Below are 20,329 nucleotides of genomic sequence, written 5' to 3' on the forward strand. Positions count from 1 at the left end.
GATCAGTCTATGGGGCGGGGGGAGGGGAAAAATCGTCACAAAAGACGATTTTTCCCCAAAGCTACGACACCAGTCCCATCTTCCTCGCCACCGCCAGCGCCTGGTTGCGGCTGCCGGTCGAGAGCTTGGCGTTGATGTTGCGCAGGTGGGTGCGCACGGTGCTCAGCGACACGTGCATGCGCCCGGCCAGGTCGAGGTTGGAGCAGCCGTCGGTGAGCAGCACCAGGACTTCGATTTCCTTGCGTGTCAGCGGCTCGGGCAACGGCGCGGCGGCGGCGGGTTTGGCCGGCTCGGCGGGCAGCGCCGGGCCGAAACCGATCAACAGCGAACGCAGATAATCCAGCAGCAGCGGCGTGCGCGACGTGCGCGTTTCGTATGACTGCTTGAACTCCAGCACCACCTGGCCGAGCGCCGCCCCTTCATCGAGCACGGTGCGCACATAACCTTCGCGCGCGGCGAATGTCAGCGCCTCGTCCAGCGTTTTGTGCGCGGCGAGCAGGTTGTCGCAGCGCTGCAGCGCCAGCACCTGCAACAACTGCAGCACCAGCGCACGATGGCGGCGGCCCGAGGCATGGGCGTCTTCCAGATCGACAGCCAGTTGCCGGAGCGCCGCGACCGGATCGCCAAAATGAATGTCCCAGCGCAGCCGCGCCAGACGCAGGTAATGGCTGTCGTGGGCGAGCAGCCGCTGCCGGCATTCCCGCGCCCAGATCACCGGGTCATCGGCGCGGCTCAACTCATCCCGTGCCGCCTCGCCCTCGCCCTGGATCAGCAGGATCTTCGCCCGCTCCAGTTGGGCGGCGGCCACTGCACGGGGCAGGCTGCGGCGGTGGCCTAGGTATTCGAGTTCGGTCAGCGCGTGCAGCGCGGTTTCCAGGTCGTTTTCGGTGAACGCCAGGCGGCATTTGAGCAGGTAGATCAGGATCAGGTGATCGGGAATGCCGACTTCACGGGCCAGCGGCAGGTAGACGTTGATCAGGTGGCGCGTCTGGACGAGGTCGTTGGCTTCGTACACCGTCGCCGTGTGCAGCACGCCGGCCCAGGCGTTGCCGTGGACGTGTCGATGATTGCTGGCCTGAGTGACATCGATGGCCAGGCGGAAACGCGCGGAGGCGTGACGCAGGCGACCATGCAAGAGGTCGATCAGGCCCTCGGTGGTTTCCGAGTACATCCGGTTGAAGTGGCTTTCGCCGCCGTGCAGGCGGCGCGCGGCGTCGACCATGCGCTGGGCATCGCGGGTGTCGCCGATGATCAGGGTCTGGTGGGCGATGGCATTGAGCAGGGTGGCGCTGGCGAAGGTATGCCTGGCGTCGAGGTTGTTCAGTGCGCGCATGCCGACCGTCACCGCTTCTTCGCAGTGGTCACGCATGCCCAGCAGGGTCGGGTAGAGCGCGGCGCCGTGATTGCGCACGTGCGGGTCCGGGCTGTTGCGCCAGTCGAGCCGCTCCAGTTCCTGCCAGGCCAGGTGCGCGCCCTCTGTCAGGGCCAGGGCCCACAACGACATCACCTGCAACCGCGGTCGGGCGGCCACCAGGTCTTCGGGAATGGCGGTGAACCAGCGGCGCAGCAAGCGCATCCGGCCTTGTTCCAGCAACGACTCGATGTGGTGTTCGAGCAGCAGCAGGGCCTGGTCGTATTGCTGGCCGAGCACGGCGTGATCAATGGCCTGCACCGCCTGGCCTTGGCTGTCGAACCAGCGCGAGGCCGCAAGGTGCAGGCACGCGTTCTCGCCGGGGCTTTCGCGGTCGAGTCGATCACGGAGAAATTCAGCGAACAGGCCATGAAAACGCCAGAGCCCGTGTTTCGTTTCAACCGGTACGGCCAAGCCCTGGGCTTGCAGGTGCTCGATCATTGGCTGTCCGTCGACGCCCGGGTTCAGGGCTTCGCACAGTGCGGGATTGAAGTACCTCAGCACGCTCATGCGCAGCAGCACCTGGCGCACGCTTGGCGATTGTTCCGCCAGCACCACTTCGCTCAGGTATTGGGCCACGGTGCTGGTGGAGCCGGAGAAGCGGGCGATGAATTCCAGCCGCGACTCGCTGCGCTTGAGCGCAATGGACGCCAGCCACAACGCCGCGGCCCAGCCCTCGGTCTTGCCGTGCAGGTGCTCGACATCGGCGCGGGAGAGGGACGCGGAGCCGAGCTGGCCGGCGAGCAGGGCCTGGCTCTCTTCCCTGTCGAAGCGCAGCTCGCTGGCGCCGATTTCCGTCAGCCGGCCGCTGGCCCTCAGCCGCGCCAGCCCCAGCGCCGGGGTCAGCCGGGTGGTGGCGATCAGGTAGGCGCGATGGGGCAGGTGCAGGGCCAGCTCCTGGAGCAGGGCGAGGACCGAGGGTTCCTGGATGGTTTCCAGTTCATCGATGAACAGCGCGTACGAGGCCGTGGGCATCGTCATGCAGGTGATGGCGTCGCAGCCGGGCCGGGCGATGCCGAGATGGCGGGTGACCCGGTCAAGGCTGGCGAGCAAGCGGGGCAGGTCGTTGTCTGCCGCGTGAGAGTTGAGCCAGGCCGTGGCGATGCCGGCCTGGTTCAAGTGCGCGCAGGCCTGGGCCATCAGCGTCGATTTGCCGAAGCCGGCCGGTGCGCTCAGCAGGGTGAGCGTGCCGCCCGCGCGGGCGATCACCGGCAGCAGTCGAACCCGTTCGATCTGCTGCGACAGTGGCACAGGTCCGATGAACCTCGCGTCAGGGGATCCAGGCACGTTGAGCATGATGCGACACCCTCCTTCCTTCGCCACTACCGACAGTTGCGATGCGTAGATTGGCTCAGCGCGGCGCGAATCCGCTGGTCAGCAGATCGACCATTTGCGCGGCCACCTCTTCTTTCGTTTGCTTGCCATCCGGGGAAAACCAGCGCGCGGGCCAGTTGAGCGCGCCCGCCAGGGTAAAGGCCAGCAGCCGCGCGTCGCAGGGCGCGACGGAGCCGTCGGCGATGGCTTCCTCGATCAGCCCGCGCATGGCCCGGTCGATGTCACTTTTCAGCGCGCGGAAGCGGGTCCGGCCTTCCTCGGACAAGGCTTCGTCGCCGGTGCGGATCACGCAGCGGCCGAAGTCGTCCATGTTGATTTCTGCGTAGCGGCGCAGGTAGCTGCGCAACCGGTCGATCCCTGTGCCGGGCTCCTGGCGTGCGGTGTCGGCGGCGTCGATCAGTTGTTCCAGGCCGTGGATGACGCACTGCAGCAGCACCTGCTCCTTGTTGCCCAGGTAGTGATAGATCGTCGGTTTGGAGATGCCCAGGCTAACGGCCACATCGTCGAGCAGCGTGGCGTGGAACCCGCGCTCATTGAAGATCCGCACCGCCGCGCGGAGCACGGCCTGGCGCTTGGCTTCGCGCTCTTGTTGCTTCTGCGTCGCGCTGGCGAAAGGGGAGGTTTCGGTCACGTCGTTCATTCCATTTGTCGGGTGTGGGGTGGGGCGTCTGGTGGAGGCCCGCTTTCCACTTTCAGGGATTTTCGACCTTGACAGGCCAGTGATCGGAATTCTAGCCTACTGGCGAGTAGATATTCTACCGCTGCGTTAAATCGACGGGTTTTCCTGCTCGCAGCAGAGCTCGCTGTCCCAACAAGAACAAGCAAGAGGATGTGCTCGATGAAGATTCAAGGTGTGGCTGCAGTAGTAACCGGCGGCGCGTCCGGACTGGGTGGCGCGGTGGCCTCGCGGCTGGCGGCGGCCGGCGCCAGGGTGGCGATTCTCGACCTCAACCAGGCACTGGGCGAAGCCCACGCCGCGGCGCTCGGCGGCCTGTTCATCAAGGCCGATGTGACGGATGAAGCCGGCATCGCGCATGCCCTCGAAACCGCGGAAGGGGTGCACGGCAAGGCCCGCATCCTGGTCAACTGCGCAGGCATCGGCCCGCCCGGCAAGGCGCTTTCCCGCGACGGCACGGCGCTGCCGCTGGCCGACTTCGCGCGGATCGTGAACATCAACCTCAACGGCAGTTTCAACGTGCTGTCGAAGTTCGCCGAGCGTCTGCACCTCGCCGAGGCCGAGGGTGAAGAGCGTGGCGTCATCATCAACACCGCGAGCGTCGCCGCCTTCGATGGGCAAATCGGCCAGCCGGCCTACGCCGCGTCCAAGGCCGGGATTGTCGGCATGACCCTGCCGCTGGCGCGGGAGTTCGCCCGCTACGGCATCCGCGTGATGACCATCGCGCCGGGGATTTTCCTCACCCCGTTGCTGGCGTCGCTGCCCCAGGACGTGCAGGACTCCCTCGGTCAGCAGGTGCCGTTCCCGAGCCGTCTCGGTCAGCCGGACGAGTTCGCCTTGCTGGTCCAGTCGATTGTCGAAAACCCCATGCTCAACGGCGAAGTCATTCGCCTGGACGGCGCGATCAGGATGGCCGCCCGATGAGCTTCCACGATCAGCAACAGGCCGTAGAGATCGCCGACAGGGTCGAGCGCTTCGTCCGCGACGTGGTGATCCCTTACGAGCGCGACAACCGCCGCGATCACCACGACTGCCCCACGGACGCACTGGTGCTGGAACTGCGGGAACGGGCCCGCGAGGCCGGAGTGCTGACCCCGCACATCCTTGCCGATGGCAGCCACCTGAGCCAGCAAGGCACGGCGCTGGTGCTGGCGAAGACCGGCCTGTCGCCCCTCGGGCCGCTGGCCTGTAATACCTGCGCGCCGGACGAAGGCAACATGTACCTGCTAGGCAAGGTCGGCAGCCCGTTTATCAAGGCGCGTTTTCTCGAACCCCTGGTTCAGGGCACCGCGCGTTCCGCCTTTTTCATGACCGAACCGGCCGAGGACGGCGGTGCCGGCTCCGATCCGTCGATGATGCAGACCACCTGCCGGCGCGACGGTGACCACTGGCTGATCAACGGCCGCAAGGCGTTCATCACCGGCGCCGAGGGCGCGCAGATCGGCATCGTCATGGCCAAGGCCGAAGAAGGCGCGTGCATGTTTCTCGTCGCGCTGCCGGACCCGGGTATCCGCATCGAACGCATTCCGCGCACCATCGACAGTTCCATGCCCGGTGGCCACGCCATCGTCGCGCTGGACAACCTGCGGGTGCCCGCCGAGCAAATGCTCGGCGAAGCCGGCGAGGGCTTTCGTTATGCGCAGATCCGCCTGGCGCCGGCGCGGCTATCGCATTGCATGCGCTGGTACGGTGCCTGCCTGCGGGCCAACGAAATCGCTACCGACTACGCCAACAAGCGCATGGCGTTCGGCAAGTTGCTGATCGATCACGAAGGCACCGGTTTCAGCCTGGCCGAGAACCTGATCGACCTGAAACAGGTGGAACTGCTCATCAACTGGTGCGCCAGCGTGCTGGACACGGGTGCGGCGGGCGGCACCGAAAGCTCGATGGCCAAGGTCGCCGTCAGCGAAACCCTGATGCGCGTCGCCGATCGCTGTGTGCAGGTCATGGGCGGCAGCGGCCTCACCGAGGACTCGATCGTCGAACAGGTATTCCGCGAGATCCGCGCGTTTCGCATCTACGACGGCCCCACGGAAGTGCACAAGTGGTCGCTGGCGAAAACCATCAAGCGTGAATGGGCGAGGGCACGGCAATGAGTGCAGTGGAGCAAAAGGCCAATGCCGGCGCGGGTGAGGTGCGCCCCGACATGGCGTTCGATGAGCGTGTTCTGGCCCAGTGGCTACGGTCCAATGTGGACGGTTTCGCCGGTCCGATGACCGTGCTGCAGTTCAGGGGCGGGCAGTCGATTCCCACCTACCAGATCACTACGCCCACCAGCAGCTACGTGCTGCGGCGCAAGCCCGCCGGGGTCCTGCTCAAAGGCGCCCACTCGGTCGAGCGCGAGGCGCGGGTCCAGCAGGCGCTGGGCGGCGTGGGGTTCTGCGTGCCGAAGATTTTCGCGGTGTGCACCGACGAGACGGTGGTGGGCACGCCCTTCTATGTGATGGAGCGCGTCGAAGGGCGGATTTTCTGGGACGCCACCTTTCCCGAGGTCAGCCCGGAGCAGCGCCCGCAGTATTTCGACGCGATGAACCAGACCCTGGCGGCCTTGCACAGCATCGAGCCTGACGCGGTCGGGCTGGGGGATTTCGGCAAATCGGGCAATTATTTCTCGCGGCAGATCAGCCGCTGGACTTCCCAATACCTCGCGGACGAAGCCGCGGGCCGCGATCCGGACATGGACCTGCTGGTGGAATGGCTGCCGGGGATGATCCCGCCCGGCGACGAGACCCGGATCGTGCATGGCGACTTCCGCTGCGACAACATGATCTTTCACCCGCGCGAGCCGAAAGTCCTGGCGGTGCTGGACTGGGAACTGTCGACCCTCGGTCATCCGCTGGCCGACTTCGCCAACCACGCCATGATGTACCAGATGCCCCCCGACATCGTTGCCGGCCTGGCCGGTGCCGATCTGCGGCGGCTGAACATTCCCGCGCAATCCGAGTACGTCGAGCGCTATTGCGAACGCACCGGTCGCGCGTCCATTCCGGCCTGGGAGTTCTATATCGCCTTCAACCTGTTCCGCATGGCGGCGATTTTCCATGGCATCAAGGGACGGGTGATTCGCGGCACCGCCGCCTCGGCCCACGCCCGTGAGCGGGCCAGGAGCTTTCCCGTGCTGGCCGGGCTGGCACGTCGTGCGCTGGAGGAATGCCGATGAACGATTCAGTGCTGCTCGATATCCACGAAGGTGTCGCCACCCTCACCCTGAACCGTCCTGAACAGGGCAACGCCATTGACCTGCCGATGGCCCAGGCACTGCTTCGCGCGGCCATCGTCTGCGACCAGACGCCGGACCTGAAGTGCGTCGTGCTGACCGGCAGCGGCAAACTGTTTTGCGCCGGCGGTGACCTGCAAGCCTTCACCGAGGCGGGCGACGGGATTTCCGGTTTTCTCAGCGAGTTGGCGGGCACCCTGCACCTGGCGATCTCGCGCCTGATGCGTATGAACAAACCGTTGCTGACGCTGGTGAACGGTGCGGCGGCAGGCGCTGGCCTGAGCCTGGCGCTGATCGGCGACATCGTTCTCGCTGAGCCCGCCGCCTCCTTCACGCCGGCTTACGGTGCCATTGGCCTGAGCCCGGATGGCGGGCTGAGCTGGATACTGCCGCGCTTGACCGGCTTGCGCCGGGCGCAGGAACTGATCCTGCTCAACCAGCGCCTGAGCGCGGCGCAGGCGCACGGGCTCGGCCTGGTCTCGCGGGTGGTCGAGGTCGGCCAGTTGCAGGCCGAAGGGGCACGCGTCGTGGCAACCCTGGTCGCGATGAACCCAGCGGCGCTCGGCAGTGTCAGGAAGCTGTTGCTGGAAAGCCATGGCACCCCGTTGGAAACGCAACTGGAAAACGAGGCCCGCAGCATTGCGGCCCTTGCGACACAACCTTGTGTCCGTGACAAAGTCGCTGCCTTCGTTGCGCAGCGGCTCCCTAAAAACAAGAAGGAGTTGAGTCATGGCTGATGCCTACATTGTTGCAGCCGTTCGCACCGCGGGCGGGCGTCGTAACGGCAAACTGGCCGGCTGGCATCCGGCGGACATGGGCGCCGAAGTGCTCGACGCGCTGGTCGAGCGCTCGGGGATCGACCCGGCGGCCATCGATGACGTGATCCTCGGCTGCGTGACCCAGGCGGGCGAGCAGGCGTTCGCCTTTGCCCGCAACGTGGTGCTGGCGTCGCGGCTGCCACAGAGCGTGCCGGCGGTCACCATTGACCGCCAATGCGGCAGCTCGCAGCAGGCGGTGCAGTTTGCGGCGCAGGCGGTGATGTCCGGGTTCCAGGACGTGGTCATCGCCGGCGGCGTGGAAAGCATGAGCCGGGTGCCGATGTTCTCCAACCTGTCCTTCCACGAGAAGGAAGGCATCGGTATCGGCCCGTTCAGCGCGCGGATTCAGGAGCGCTTCCAGGTCAGCAGCTTCAGCCAGTTTGCCGGTGCACAGATGCTGGCGGAGAAGTACGGTCTCGACCGCCTGACCCTCGACCGCTTCGCGCTGGCCAGCCACCAGCGGGCGGCGCGGGCGACCGACAGCGGCGCCTTCCGTGACGAAATCATTGGCCTGGCGACCGCCGACGGCTTGCATCTGGTTGACGAAGGCATTCGCTTCGATGCGTCGCTGGAGGGCATCGGTTCGGTGAAGCCGTTGCAGGAAGGCGGCGTGGTCACGGCCGCCAACGCCAGCCAGGTGTGCGATGGCGCGTCCGCGGTGCTGGTGGTCAGCGAACGCGCCTTGAAAGCCCATGGCCTGACGCCCATTGCGCGGATCGTCGACATGACCGTCACCGCGGGCGACCCGGTGATCATGCTCGAAGAGCCGATCTTCGCCACGCGCAAGTCCCTGAAGAAAGCCGGCCTGAGCATCGCCGATATCGACCTCTATGAAGTCAACGAAGCCTTCGCCCCTGTTCCTCTGTCCTGGCTGGACGCGCTGGACGCCGACCCCGAGCGGTTGAATGTCAACGGTGGCGCCATTGCCCTCGGCCACCCGCTCGGTTCGTCCGGGACCAAACTGATGACCACCCTGATCCACGCCCTGAAAGCCCGCGGCAAGCGCTATGGCTTGCAAACCATGTGCGAGGGCGGCGGCATCGCCAACGTCACGATTCTGGAGGTGCTGTGAGATGAGCTTTCGTAACCGTGTGACCAAATTGCTCGGCATCCGCCACCCGATCGTGCAGGGCGGCATGATGTGGGTTGGCCGGGCCGAGCTGGCCAGCGCCGTCTCCAACGCCGGCGGCCTGGGGACGCTGACCGCGCTGACCCAGCCGACCCCCGACGCGCTGCGCCGGGAAATCGACCGCTGCCGGAGCATGACCGACAAGCCGTTCGCGGTGAACCTGACGATCCTGCCGTCGGTCAACCCGCCGCCCTACGCGGAGTACCGTCAGGCGATCATCGATTCCGGCGTGCGTATCGTCGAAACTGCGGGCAACAAGCCGCAGGAACATGTCGAGGCGTTCAAGGCCCACGGCTTGACCGTGATCCACAAATGCACGGCGGTGCGCCATGCCGTGTCGGCGCAGCGCATGGGCGTCGACATCATTTCCATCGATGGCTTCGAGTGCGCGGGGCACCCCGGCGAGGATGACATTCCCGGGCTGGTGCTGATCCCCGCCACCGCTGACAAAGTCAGCATCCCGATCATCGCCAGCGGCGGCATTGGCGACGGGCGCGGCCTGGCGGCGGCCATGGCCCTGGGCGCGGAAGGGGTGAACATGGGCACGCGCTTCTGCGCGACTCGTGAAGCGCCAATTCATGAGGCGATCAAGCGCTTCCTGGTGGAGAACGACGAGCGGGCCACCCACCTGATCTTTCGCCGCTTCCACAATACCGGGCGGGTCGCGCGCAACAGCGTGTCGGACGAAGTGGTGCGCCTGTCCCAGGCGGCCGAAGCCACGTTCGAGGACATTCGTGGCTATGTGTCCGGCGCCAAGGGCCGGGAAGCGCTGGAGACGGGTAATCTCGACGCCGGGCTGGTCTGGGCCGGACAGATCCAGGGGCTGATCCGTGACGTGCCCAGTTGCGAAGAATTGCTGGAGCGCATGGTCAGTGACGCCCGCGACATCATCAATCGCCGTCTTGGCGGCATGCTGGCCTAGGTCGGGAGAGAGAACGATGGACTATCAATTCATCCGCGTGGTCCGCGAAGGGCACCTGACAATCGTCACCCTGCAGCGGCCGGATGCTTACAACGCCATGAACTACGCAGCCCATGAAGAGCTGCAGCGCGCCTTTGACGACTTCGCCAGTGACGACGAGCAGTGGCTGGCGATCCTCACCGGTAGCGGGAACAAGGCGTTCTGCGCCGGGCATGACCTCAAGCAGCAGGCCAACGGCGGCGATCTCGGTACCCCGCCGGCGGGGTTCGGCGGGCTGACCGCGCGGTTCGACCTGCACAAACCGGTGATCGCCGCCGTCAACGGAGTCGCCATGGGCGGCGGCTTCGAACTGGCGCTGGCCTGCGACATCATCGTCGCGTCGAGCAATGCCGCCTTCGCGCTTCCCGAAGCCAAGATCGGCCTGGCCGCGCTGGCCGGCGGCATGTTGCGGCTTCCCGCGCTGATCGGCCTCAAGCGCAGCATGGGCCTGCTGCTCACCGGGCGCCGCGTCAGCGCCAGCGAAGGCGTGCAGCTTGGCTTCGTCAACGAAGTGACGGAGGGTGACGTGATGGACCTCGCCCGGCGCTGGGCCGATGACATCCTCACCTGCAGCCCGCTGTCGGTGCGGGCGACCAAGCAAACGGTGATGCGCGGCCTGGATGTGTCGGTGGAACAGGGCATGGGCGAACAGTGGGACTACTCGCAGGTTCGCGCCATGCTTGCCTCGGCGGACGCCATCGAGGGCCCGAAAGCCTTTGCCGAGAAACGCGCCCCGGTGTGGTCGGGACGTTGAATCCGCGGGCCGTACTTCCTGACAACGACAATAAGAGAAAAACGCCATGCACCCGTTGATTCACGCCCGCACCAACCCCGACAAGCCCGCTTGCGTCCTCGCCGCCACCCATGAGGTCCTGACCTACGGCGAACTTGATGCCCTGGCGAACCAGGCCGCCCATCTGTTTCGCAGCCTTGGCCTCACCCGCGGCGACACCGTGGCGGTGGTGTTGGGCAACGATTTCGAGATTTTCGTGGTGGCCTGGGCCACTCAGCGCATCGGACTGTATTTGACCGCGGTATCGACCAAAACCTCCGTGGGCGACCTCGCCTACGTGCTGGAAAACTCCGGTGCCAAGGCGCTGGTGGCCGGCCGCGCCTATGCCGACGTCGCCGAACAGGCGGCGAAGCAGATCGGCTCCCACAGCCTGCAGGTATTCAGCGCCGCCCCTGGACGCCGTTCGTTGCGCGAAGCCTGCGAGGGCTTGCCGACCACCCTGGTCAGCGACCCCAGCCCGGGTTCCGACATGCTCTATTCGTCCGGCATGACCGGCCGCCCCAAGGGCGTCAAGCCGCAGTTGCCGGACGGCTCGATCGAAGCGCCGATCCCGCTGATGCGCCTCGGCGGGGCGCTTTACGAGATGGATGGCGACAGCCGCTACCTGTCGACCTCACCGCTGTACCACGCCGCGCCGCTGCGTTGGGCGATGGTGATCCAGCGGTTCGGCGGGACCGTGTTCATCATGGAGCGTTTCGACGCGGAGCAGTCACTGGCGTTGATCGAACAGGAGCGCATCACGCACTCGACCTTCGTGCCCACGCATTTCGTGCGCATGCTCAAGCTCGATCCAGCGGTTCGCCAACGCTATGACCACCGCTCGCTGCGCGCGGTGATCCATGCCGCGGCGCCGTGCCCGGTGCCGGTCAAGCACGCCATGATCGACTGGTGGGGGCCTGTTATCCATGAGTACTACTCGGGCACGGAAACCTGCGGGATTACCGCCCTGGATTCGGCGCAATGGTTGAGCAAGCCGGGTTCGGTGGGGCGCGCGGTGCTGGGGACCCTCAAGATCCTCGGCGCGGACGGCGAGGAACTGCCGCCGGGTTCCCAAGGCGATGTCTACTTCGCCGACGGCCCGCGCTTCGAGTACCACAACGACCCGGAAAAAACCCGCCAGGCATACAACGACAAAGGCTGGGCGACGCTGAACGACATCGGCTGGGTCGACGAGGACGGCTACCTGTTCCTGACTGATCGCAAGAGCTTCATGATCATTTCCGGCGGCGTGAACATCTACCCGCAGGAAATCGAAAACCTGCTCATCACCCATCCGGACGTCGAGGATGCGGCGGTGTTTGGCGCGCCTGACGCCGAAATGGGCGAGCGGGTGGTGGCGGTGGTACAGCCCCGGGTGGGTATCGCCGGGAGTGCCGAGTTCGCGGAAACGCTTCGCCGCTTCGTTCGCGAGGGCCTGGGTGGCGTCAAGTGCCCGCAGCAGTTCGACTTTCGCAGCGAACTGCCCCGCGAACCCACGGGCAAGCTGATGAAGCGGTTGTTGAAAGCCGAGTATGAAGTGGCTTATCGGGGGGCTTAGGTGGGGCTGACTCACACATGACGGCTGTCGGCCTGGCGAGCAACTCGCCAGGCCGGGATCAAGGGCTTAGAAATTTACCGTGTAGCGCACGATAAAGCGGTTTTCGTTGGCGCTGTCGGCATAGGTGGAACGGTTGGTGGAGTTGCGCCATTGCACCGCCAGGCCTTTGACCGGACCACTCTGGATGACGTAGGCGATATCGGTGACACGCTCCCATTCTTTGCCCGATTGACCCTCCTGGCGCAGGGCCGCTGCCTGGCGGGTGGTCAGCAGCGCGGGATCGACATCGTCGCCGTTGACGTACCGCAGGGTCAGCGTCAGGCCGGGCAGGCCGAGGGCGGCGAAATCGTAGTCGTATCGAGCAAACCAGACACGTTCGTTTGGCGCGGTGAAGGTGCTGACCAGCGACTCGCCAAACAGGTAGGTGTCTGTCCCGTTGACGAACGCGAAGGGCGTATCGCCCCACGCTTTCTGGTAGCCGCCGCCGAGGGTGTGGCCTTTCAGGCTGTAGGCGAAATAGCTACTCAGCGTGCGGTTGTCGACGTCCCCCAACAGCTCGTCGCCTGTTGCTCCGGCATCGAACAGGCGGACGTCGGCAATCACCGCGCCTGTCGACAGCGGTTGGTTGAGCTTCAGGCCGGCGTAGTGGCTGCGATAGAGGTCGGCGAGCTCAGCGATGTGATAGCTCAGGGTGAGTGTCGGCAGTAGCTTGTAGTCGAACGCCAGGTAGTCGAAATGATCAGCGTCGATGGCGCGATAACCGAAGGTCGTGAGCGATTCGAAATCCGTCGAGTTTCGCTGCTTCACGGCGTTGACGCGAATCGCCGAGACGGTCAGTGAATCGACATCATTGGACACCAGCGAACCACCGCGGAACACCTGCGGCAACAGCCGGCTGTTGTTGCTCCACAACAGCGGCATCAGTGGGCTGATGCCGCCAAGGCGAAGTTCGCTCTTGCCGAGCCGCGCCTTGGCGGTCAGCGTGAACTTGCCGTACTCGTCTTCGACGTTGCGCTGCGAATCGAACGCCAGAAGGCCCGAGCCGGTGCGGTCCGGGCTTGAATCCAGCTTGAGCCCCAGCAGGCCTTGAGCATCCACGCCAAAGCCCACCGTCCCCTCGGTGAAACCTGACTGCACGTTGAGAATGAAGCCTTGCGCCCATTCGTCGCGCTTCGATTGGCTGGCACCCTCGTTGCGGAAGTCGCGGTTGTAGTAGAAGTTTCTGAGTTCCAGGCTTGCCTTGGTGTCATCGATGAAATCCGCGCACGCGAAGGGGGCGCACGTGAGTGCCGCCACCGGCACGAGGAAGTGGGCGTGGTATGTCGTCATTGCAAGCACCTTTTGTTGTTTTAGTGTGCATGAACCCCTGCCGCCGCTAGTGGGCAACATGAGTGATAACGCTGGAGGAATTGCTGTCAGGCGGGTGTCGTGCTCGGCCGCTCAGGCGCCGGAGGCCAGGCGCACGATCGCGTCACGGCTGCCCGCCCGTTGGCGCAGCAGGAACTTCTGGATCTTGCCGGTGGCGGTTTTTGGCAACTCGTCGAAAATCACCCGTTGCGGGCACTTGAAACGGGCCAGGCGTTGTTGGCAGAACGCGATCAATTCCTGCGGCGTGGGCGTTTGCACGCCAGCTTTCAATTCAACGAAGGCGCAGGGGACTTCACCCCATTTGTCGTCCGGTTGCGCGACAACCGCCGCATGAAGTACCGCGGGGTGGGCATGCAGCGCTTCTTCGATTTCGATGGAGGAAATGTTCTCGCCGCCCGAAATGATTACGTCCTTGCAGCGGTCGGTGATCTGGATATAACCGTTCTCATGGACGACCGCCACATCGCCGGTATGAAACCAGCCGCCGGAAAACGCCTGTCGGGTGGCAGACGGGTTTTTCAGGTAACCCATCATCACGGTATTGCCGCGCATCAGCAGTTCCCCGGTGGTCTGGCCATCGCGCGGGACCGGCTGCAGTGTCTCGGAATCCGCCACCATCAGGTCTTCGAAGACGGCGCCGCGTGCACCCTGGCGAACCCGCAACGCGCACTGTTCAGCGGGTGGCAGGGCGTCCCAGGCGTCTTGCCAGACACAGCTCACCGGTGTTCCGCACACTTCGGTGATGCCATAGACATGATCGACATCGAAGCCCAACGCCAGGACTGCCCGCAGCACTGCGGCGGGCGGCGGGGAGCCGGCGGTCAGCACCCGGACCGGCGTCGCCAGGGCGGCGCGGCCGGTCGTGTTGGCGATCATCGCCATGACGATGGGGGCGGCGCAGAAGTGATCGACCGCATGGGTGTCGATGGCGTCGAACACCGTTTCAGCCGAGACCTTGCGCAGGCACACGTGGGTGCCGGCGGCTGCGGTGATCGCTCAGGTGAAACACCACCCGTTGGCATGGAACATGGGCAGCGTCCACAGGTAGCGCGGCGCCCGGGCCAGCGGCCAGTTGGTCATTTGCAGCAGGCTCATGAGGTAAGTGCCGCGGTGGCTGGCAACCACGCCCTTGGGATCGCCGGTGGTTCCGGAGGTGTAGTTGAGGGCGATCGGCTGCCATTCGCTGGCAGGCCAGACACCCGCAAAGCGAGGGTCGCCGCCGGCCAGCAAGCGCTCGTAATCGGTTTCGCCAATGGCGGGCCCGTCGGGCGAAAGGTGGTCGTTGATATCGATCACCACCGGGCGTTGTTCCAGCAGTTCGAGCGCCGCCGCCGCCAGCCTGGCGAACTCGCGATCCACCAGCAGCAGCTTGCATTCGCTGTGGCGAAGGATGAAGGCGACACCTTCGGCATCCAGGCGATAGTTGATGCCGTTCAGCACCGCGCCGGCCAGCGGCACCCCATAGTGTGCTTCGAGCATCGCCGGGGTGTTTGGCGAGAGGATGGACACCGTGTCGCCATGGCCCAGGCCTCTGCTGACCAATGCCGAAGCCAGCCGGTAGCAGCGCTCACGGGTTTCAACCCAGGTTCGCCGCAGATCGCCATGCACCACGGCATGCCGTTGCGGATGGACCAGGGCGGCGCGGTCGAGGAAACCGAGCGGCGTGAGGGGCAAGTGGTTGGCAGGGCTACGCTCGAGCCCGCTCTCATAGGCACCAGGATTCATGGGGTTGTCTCCTTGTTATTGTGATGAAAAGTGGTGAAGGCGCTGACGGGCTCGCGGTCGGTGACCAGGGTGTTCTCGATGCGGGTTTCGTCGGCGTAGCCAAGGCTCATCCCGCACACCAGCATGTGCTCGGGAGGAATCGCCAGCATCTCGGTAATCACCTCGTGGTACTTGAGAAACGCGGCCTGCGGGCAGGTGTGCAAGCCTCTGCCGCGAGCGGCGAGCATGACGCTCTGCAGGAACATGCCGTAATCCAGCAGGCTGCCTTCCTGAAGCACACGGTCAATGGTGAAGATCAGGCCCACCGGCGCATCGAAAAACCGATAGTTGCGGGCGTGTTGCTGATGCATGCGCTGCTTGTCGCCCTTGCTGATGCCCAGCAGGCTGTACAGCTCCCAGCCGACCTGGCGGCGCCGCTCGACGTAGGGCGCGACCCACTCACGCGGGTAATACTCGTAAGGATCGGCGAGGTTTTCAGTGAGCGCCGGGTCGTTGTCGAGCGCGGCGATCGCGTTGGACAAGCGTGCCTTCATTGCCCCGGTGATGACATGAACGCGCCACGGCTGCATGTTCACGCCGGTCGCACAGAAGCGCGCTACATCCAGGATCGATTCGATGTCCTCGCGTGATACCGGGGTCGGCAGAAAGGCTCTGATGCTGCGGCGCGAGGCGATCGCCCAATCAACCGTCTGCTCCAGTAGCTGCGCCGAGAGTGGCGGTTGTGATAAGCGGTTCATAGTCATCTCTTACAGGTTCGTGTGTGAGGGGCAAGCGCGGGCGCGCCGGGGCCGCAGGCTCAGTTGGACGCCACGGCAGCCTTTGCCTGGGCAGAGTCGGAGCGTGACTGGTTGATCAGGGTGACGGCCGCGGCACCGATCAGGCCGGCCAGGCTGATCGCCATGAAGTTCTGCTCCAGTGGCAGGCTCAAGGACACCAGCCAGCCGATCAGAACCGGTGCCACGATCGCGCCGATGCGGCCAACCCCGGAGGCAAAGCCAACGCCGGCAGAGCGGAGGGTCGAGGGGTAGAAGTCGCCGGCGTAGGCATAGGCCAGCAGTTGTGTGCCCAGGGTCGAGGCACCGACCACGAACACCACCGCAAATAGCAGGCTGGTCGAGCGGGTATAGCCGAGCAACGTCAAGGCGATCGCACCGACCAGGTAGAAGCACACCAGCACATGCTTGATGTTGAATTTATCGCTCAACCAGCCGCCGCCGAGGGCACCGACGATGGCGCCGACATTGAACACGATGACGAAGTTGAGCGCGGAGCCCAGGCTGAAACCGGCCATCGCCATCAGCTTGGTCAACCAGGAATTGAGGGCGTAGACCATGAACAGCCCGGTCATGAAGGCTGCCCAGATCATCACGGTGCTGAAGCCGCGGCCGTCCTTGAACAGGTTGCGCACCGGCGCCTCCTGCTTGCCGAGCACGGCAGGGTTGCCGGTCATCACGGTCTGGTCGCTGATCGCGAGATCAGGCCGCAGTTGTCGGGCGATGTCGCGCAGTTCGTCCTGGCGGCCATGCTTCAGCAGGTAGCCGATCGAGTCGGGCATGCTCTTGAGGATGAACGGAATCAGCAGCACCGGTAGCCCGGCGATGTAGAACACCCACTGCCAGCCGTGGCTTTCGATCAACTGCTTGGCCGTCAGTGCGACGAGAATGCCGCCCACCGAATAACCGGCGAAGACCAGCGTCACCAGGCGGGTGCGCAGTTTCAGCGGCGAGAACTCCCCCATCTGCGCGGTGCACACCGGCAACACACCGCCAATACCCAGGCCGGCGATGAAGCGCATGACACTGAAACTCACGGGGTCATTGGTCAGGCCCGCTGCGGCGGTAAACAGACTGAACAGCGCGACGCAGAACGCGATCATTTTCGGGCGGCCGATGCGGTCTGCCAGTGTGCCGAGAAATATGGCGCCGAGCATCGTGCCGAACAGCGCCGAGCCGGCCATGATGCCGGCGCTCGTCGGGTCGATATTCATGTCTTTCATGATCGCCGGGAGCGCCGCGCCGACCACTGCCAGGTCGTAGCCATCGATCACCAGGATCAGCACGCACCAGAATAGAATCAGCCTGTGGAAACGGTTGAATCGTGACTCGGCCGCCAACGTATAAACGTTCACCGGTTGCATAGCGTGTCTCCTTCAATCTTGTTTTTGTTTGTGAAGTGCACTGTGGGTCGTCGGGCATGCCGCGCTGTACGACGTACTGCGGAGCCGATCATAGGGGCGGGGCGTGGGCGCGGCCCATGCCCGCAGGCATCGTTGTGATTGACCGATTCGGGCAGTCTTTGAGGTGGGCGGGCAGCGCGGGGCGGGAAGGGGAGCGTGCGGTCGGATGGGTACCGTCAGAGGTCGGCGTCTTCGCCCTGGGATCGGCGATAGGCGCCGGGGCTTACCCCGGTCCATTTCTTGAAAGCACGGTGGAAGGCGCTGGTTTCCTGAAACCCTGTGCGTGCCGCGACGTCGGTCACCGTCAAGCCAGGCTGGCTGAGCAGATTGATGGCGATGTCTCGGCGCAGGTTGTCCTTGAGCCGTTGGTAGTTGAGCCCTTCGGCCTGCAGCCGGCGCTGCAGGGTCGAATAGGACATGCGCAGCATCTTCGCCAGCGCCTCGAGTTCTGGCCACTCTTCGGGGCTTTGCCCGCGCAGGCGTTGCCGGATCCGGGCACTGATGCTCTCGTCGTTGCGGTATTTGACGAGGATGCTGGCAGGCGACTCCTTGAGGAATGCCGCCAGCGTGAGGGGCGTCTGGGCCACCTTCAACTCAAGGAAGTCGCGCTCGAAGAACACCTGCGAGACCGGCGCCGCAAAGTTGATGTTTTCGCAGAAACGCATCCGGTAGTCGCTGTCGTCCTCAGGTTGTGGCGCCCGCAGGTCCAGGCGCTGAATCGGAATCCGCCGATTGCCCAGCCAGCACAGCAGGCCGTGGACCAGAATGAGCCAGGTCCCGTAGCAGAACAGCCTGCGCTGCACGCCGTGATCGTGGAGAACGATGACCGCCGACTCGGCGTCGAACACCAGTTCACCGTACACGTCATCCAGAATCGAGCGAAGGAATGCGAGCATGCGCCGCAGGGCGTGCTCCAGGTTGTCGCAACCGAGCGTGAGCTGGCACATCAGCTTGAAACTGCCGCGCCGCATCGGGTGGCGATCGATGGCAAAGAACTCATCATCGAGCACGTCCGACAGGGCAACCCACAGACGCGAGAACCCCGCCGCCGATACCCGTGCCTGAGGCGATGCCAGCAGCGCCGGATCAATCCGCGCCTGGCGCAACACCAATGCCACGTCGACGCCCTTGTGCCGCGCGCCGAACAACGCCTCTTGTACCAGCCCGATCGAGGTGGTGCCTTTGTCTGGCGGCAGTGCCATGCAGTTTCCTTCCTCTGGCCGATGGATTGCGATAGCCGCCGGCGGCGCGCAACAGTGCTGTAGCGCCGCTACGTTCTGTTTTCAGCTATCGCTTGTCAACCGGGAGGGTGCGCTGCCGGGTCGCTCGCTGTCGGGGAGAAAAAGGGGACAGATCTTGAAAATCAACGCTCGCTGCTTCTACCTGACGGATTAGCAGGGCTGCGCCGCCGCGCTATTACTGACGTTACGCCCCAGTACCAGCACCGTGACAAAACCGCAGCCCACCAGGGCCGTGGCCAGACTCAACAGCACCGAGCTGCCCATCTGGTCGACGATCCGCCCGCCGAAGAACGAGCCCAGCGCGATGATCACCTGGAACAGGGCGACGAACAGTGGCATGCCGCGCTCGACATCCTTCGGCGCCACGACAAACATCCAGATGCTGGCGCAGGCCGGGAACGCGCCGAAGGCGAAGCCCCAGAGTGCGATCAGCATCGCGGCGCCGGTCATGCCGGTGGCGAAGTGGGGGAACAGGGCGGTGCTGATGCCGATGGTCAGTGCCACCAGCAACAGCGTGTGGCGCACGCTGCGGTTGGCGGCAAAGCCGGCGAAAATATTGCCGATAACCCCGGCCACGCCATAGAGCAGCAGGAGCGAGCCAATCGTCGGCCCATCGAAACCGGCGCTCTGTTTGAAGAAGGGCGCGACATAGGTGTACGCGGCAAAGTGCGCCAGGCCAATCAGCAAGACCGCGATCAATCCAACCCGCGCCTGTGGATTGATAAACAAGGCCGGCAGGTCACTGATGCGAATGGCCTTGTCCGGGTTGAGCCGCGGCAGCAGGAAGACCTGCGCCAGCAGCACCGGAATGCCCAGCAGGGCGGTAACCAGGAAGGTCATGCGCCACCCCATCAGGCCACTTAGCCAGGTGCCTACCGGAACGCCCAACACCGTGGCCAGGGTCACCCCGACCATGATGATTGAAGTAGCCTGGGCTACGCCGACTCCCTTGGGCGCCAGACGGCCGCTGAGGGCAATGGCTGTCGCCCAGAAACCGCCGATGCTGATGCCCAGCAACACGCGGCCGAACAGCAACAGACCGAAGTCGCTGGCATAGGCCACGACCGAGTTGGCGATGATCATGATCAGCGTCAGGCCGATCAGCAGATAGCGACGGTCCAGAGCGCCAATCCCCACCGACAGCAACGGCGCGGCGAGGGCGGCCATGATGCCGGGGAGGGTAACCATCAGACCGGCATGACCGGCACTGATGCCGAGGTCGCTGGCGACATCGTTGAGCACGCCCACCGGGAGAAACTCACTGGTCACCAGGGCGAAAGCGCCCACGGCGACTGAAAGGATTGCCAGCCACTGCTGTTTGACGCTTTGCTGACTATGTTCGGGGAGGCCGCGAGGGGCCTGGCTGGCGCTTGGCATGGGTGCTGGGTTCCAAGGGGTGAATGTCGCCTGAAGGCAGGCGGGGGAGAGGGGAAAAGCTGGGAGGCGATTATAGGAGCCGGTTTTGGGAGTCCGACAGGGGAGCACTTCGATAGTAATCATCAGTGCAATCGATGGGATGGGCGGGGGAGAGCGTTCGGCTCAGTCCCGAGGCAGCCAGGTCGGCAGGCGAGGGGTGTCGAGGGGCCACCTGCGTGGACCTTCAACGGATCCGCTTCTTACCCTTGAGCCTGGGCGAGGGCGTCTCCATTTCGCAACGCTTCAATCAACGCCTGGCAGATTTCCAGTGATTGCCAGGTAGACCACGCCAGGTTCGCCAGCGGCCGTTCGAGCATTTCGCAGAGTTGCGCGTTGGTTTCGAAGGCTGATGTCAGCGCGGCCGAAAGATGCACCAGCGCGTCGTCGATATCGGCCGCCGGGTGTACGGAAAACACCGGTGGATGAGCGCCGTTGCATGAGCCGAAATGGGTGTGAGGAACGGTTTGGCCGAGGGTGGAGACGGGCGGGTCGGGAACGATCTTTTTCATTGTGTGGCTCCTTGATT

The 20,329-nt window shown here is 64.7% G+C and carries 16 protein-coding genes and 1 pseudogene; 8 read left to right on the top strand and 9 right to left on the bottom strand.

Annotated elements, in window-relative coordinates; translation table 11 throughout:
- Positions 1-61: 61 nt before the first annotated feature.
- Positions 62-2,707, bottom strand: coding sequence for a LuxR C-terminal-related transcriptional regulator (locus tag CKW37_RS15740; RefSeq protein WP_095156627.1), 2,646 nt, complete (start codon positions 2,705-2,707; stop codon positions 62-64).
- A 55-nt stretch (positions 2,708-2,762) separates the two neighbouring features.
- The gene (locus CKW37_RS15745; protein ID WP_095156628.1) at positions 2,763-3,386 is read right to left on the bottom strand and encodes a TetR/AcrR family transcriptional regulator; all 624 of its coding nucleotides are present in this window, start codon (positions 3,384-3,386) and stop codon (positions 2,763-2,765) included.
- Positions 3,387-3,584: 198 nt separating this feature from the next.
- Here CKW37_RS15745 and CKW37_RS15750 point away from each other — a divergent pair, with 198 nt between their 5' ends.
- The 8 genes from CKW37_RS15750 to CKW37_RS15785 are packed head-to-tail and all read left to right on the top strand — an operon-like array spanning position 3,585 to position 11,877.
- Complete coding sequence (locus CKW37_RS15750) at positions 3,585-4,346, top strand: SDR family NAD(P)-dependent oxidoreductase (RefSeq protein ID WP_095156629.1); 762 nt, start codon at positions 3,585-3,587, stop codon at positions 4,344-4,346.
- Positions 4,343-5,518 carry an acyl-CoA dehydrogenase family protein gene (locus tag CKW37_RS15755; protein ID WP_095156630.1) on the top strand — a complete coding sequence of 392 codons (1,176 nt, stop codon included), beginning with the start codon at positions 4,343-4,345 and terminating at the stop codon, positions 5,516-5,518. The genes CKW37_RS15750 and CKW37_RS15755 overlap by 4 nt, the downstream gene beginning before the upstream one ends.
- Positions 5,515-6,582 carry a phosphotransferase gene (locus tag CKW37_RS15760; protein WP_095156631.1) on the top strand — a complete coding sequence of 356 codons (1,068 nt, stop codon included), beginning with the start codon at positions 5,515-5,517 and terminating at the stop codon, positions 6,580-6,582. Before CKW37_RS15755 ends, CKW37_RS15760 begins: the two co-directional genes overlap by 4 nt.
- Positions 6,579-7,376 (top strand): enoyl-CoA hydratase/isomerase family protein, encoded by a 798-nt coding sequence (locus tag CKW37_RS15765; protein WP_095156632.1) that lies wholly within the window; start codon positions 6,579-6,581, stop codon positions 7,374-7,376. Before CKW37_RS15760 ends, CKW37_RS15765 begins: the two co-directional genes overlap by 4 nt.
- The gene (locus CKW37_RS15770) at positions 7,369-8,529 is read left to right on the top strand and encodes an acetyl-CoA C-acetyltransferase (RefSeq protein WP_095156633.1); all 1,161 of its coding nucleotides are present in this window, start codon (positions 7,369-7,371) and stop codon (positions 8,527-8,529) included. The genes CKW37_RS15765 and CKW37_RS15770 overlap by 8 nt, the downstream gene beginning before the upstream one ends.
- 1 nt (position 8,530) lies before the next feature.
- Entirely contained in the window at positions 8,531-9,508 is a 978-nt protein-coding gene (locus CKW37_RS15775) for a nitronate monooxygenase family protein (protein WP_095156634.1), read from the top strand.
- 16 nt (positions 9,509-9,524) lie between these two features.
- Positions 9,525-10,301, top strand: a complete 777-nt coding sequence (locus CKW37_RS15780) for an enoyl-CoA hydratase-related protein (RefSeq protein WP_095156635.1) — start codon at positions 9,525-9,527, stop codon at positions 10,299-10,301.
- Between the two features lie 46 nt (positions 10,302-10,347).
- On the top strand, positions 10,348-11,877 hold the full coding sequence (locus CKW37_RS15785) for an acyl-CoA synthetase (protein ID WP_095156636.1): 1,530 nt from the start codon (positions 10,348-10,350) through the stop codon (positions 11,875-11,877).
- 66 nt (positions 11,878-11,943) lie between these two features.
- On the opposite strand, the gene CKW37_RS15790 is transcribed toward CKW37_RS15785, so the two are convergent.
- The 7 genes and pseudogenes from CKW37_RS15790 to CKW37_RS15820 form a co-directional block, all read right to left on the bottom strand.
- The gene (locus CKW37_RS15790) at positions 11,944-13,206 is read right to left on the bottom strand and encodes an OprD family porin (protein ID WP_095156637.1); all 1,263 of its coding nucleotides are present in this window, start codon (positions 13,204-13,206) and stop codon (positions 11,944-11,946) included.
- A 111-nt stretch (positions 13,207-13,317) separates the two neighbouring features.
- Positions 13,318-14,970, bottom strand: a pseudogene (locus tag CKW37_RS15795) (AMP-binding protein).
- A complete protein-coding gene (locus CKW37_RS15800; RefSeq protein WP_095156638.1) occupies positions 14,967-15,707 on the bottom strand; it encodes a nitroreductase in 741 nt (246 codons plus the stop codon). The pseudogene CKW37_RS15795 and the gene CKW37_RS15800 overlap by 4 nt, the downstream one beginning before the upstream one ends.
- A 59-nt stretch (positions 15,708-15,766) precedes the next feature.
- A complete protein-coding gene (locus CKW37_RS15805) occupies positions 15,767-17,107 on the bottom strand; it encodes an MFS transporter (protein ID WP_095156639.1) in 1,341 nt (446 codons plus the stop codon).
- A gap of 215 nt (positions 17,108-17,322) precedes the next feature.
- Positions 17,323-18,348 carry an AraC family transcriptional regulator gene (locus CKW37_RS15810; RefSeq protein WP_095156640.1) on the bottom strand — a complete coding sequence of 342 codons (1,026 nt, stop codon included), beginning with the start codon at positions 18,346-18,348 and terminating at the stop codon, positions 17,323-17,325.
- Positions 18,349-18,537: 189 nt separating this feature from the next.
- Positions 18,538-19,764, bottom strand: coding sequence for an MFS transporter (locus CKW37_RS15815; protein WP_095156641.1), 1,227 nt, complete (start codon positions 19,762-19,764; stop codon positions 18,538-18,540).
- 239 nt (positions 19,765-20,003) lie between these two features.
- Positions 20,004-20,312: a hypothetical protein gene (locus tag CKW37_RS15820; protein WP_095156642.1), complete on the bottom strand. Its 309-nt coding sequence runs from the start codon at positions 20,310-20,312 to the stop codon at positions 20,004-20,006.
- Positions 20,313-20,329: the final 17 nt, after the last annotated feature.

This window comes from Pseudomonas sp. Irchel 3E13 (genome assembly GCF_900187455.1).
Classification (GTDB): domain Bacteria; phylum Pseudomonadota; class Gammaproteobacteria; order Pseudomonadales; family Pseudomonadaceae; genus Aquipseudomonas.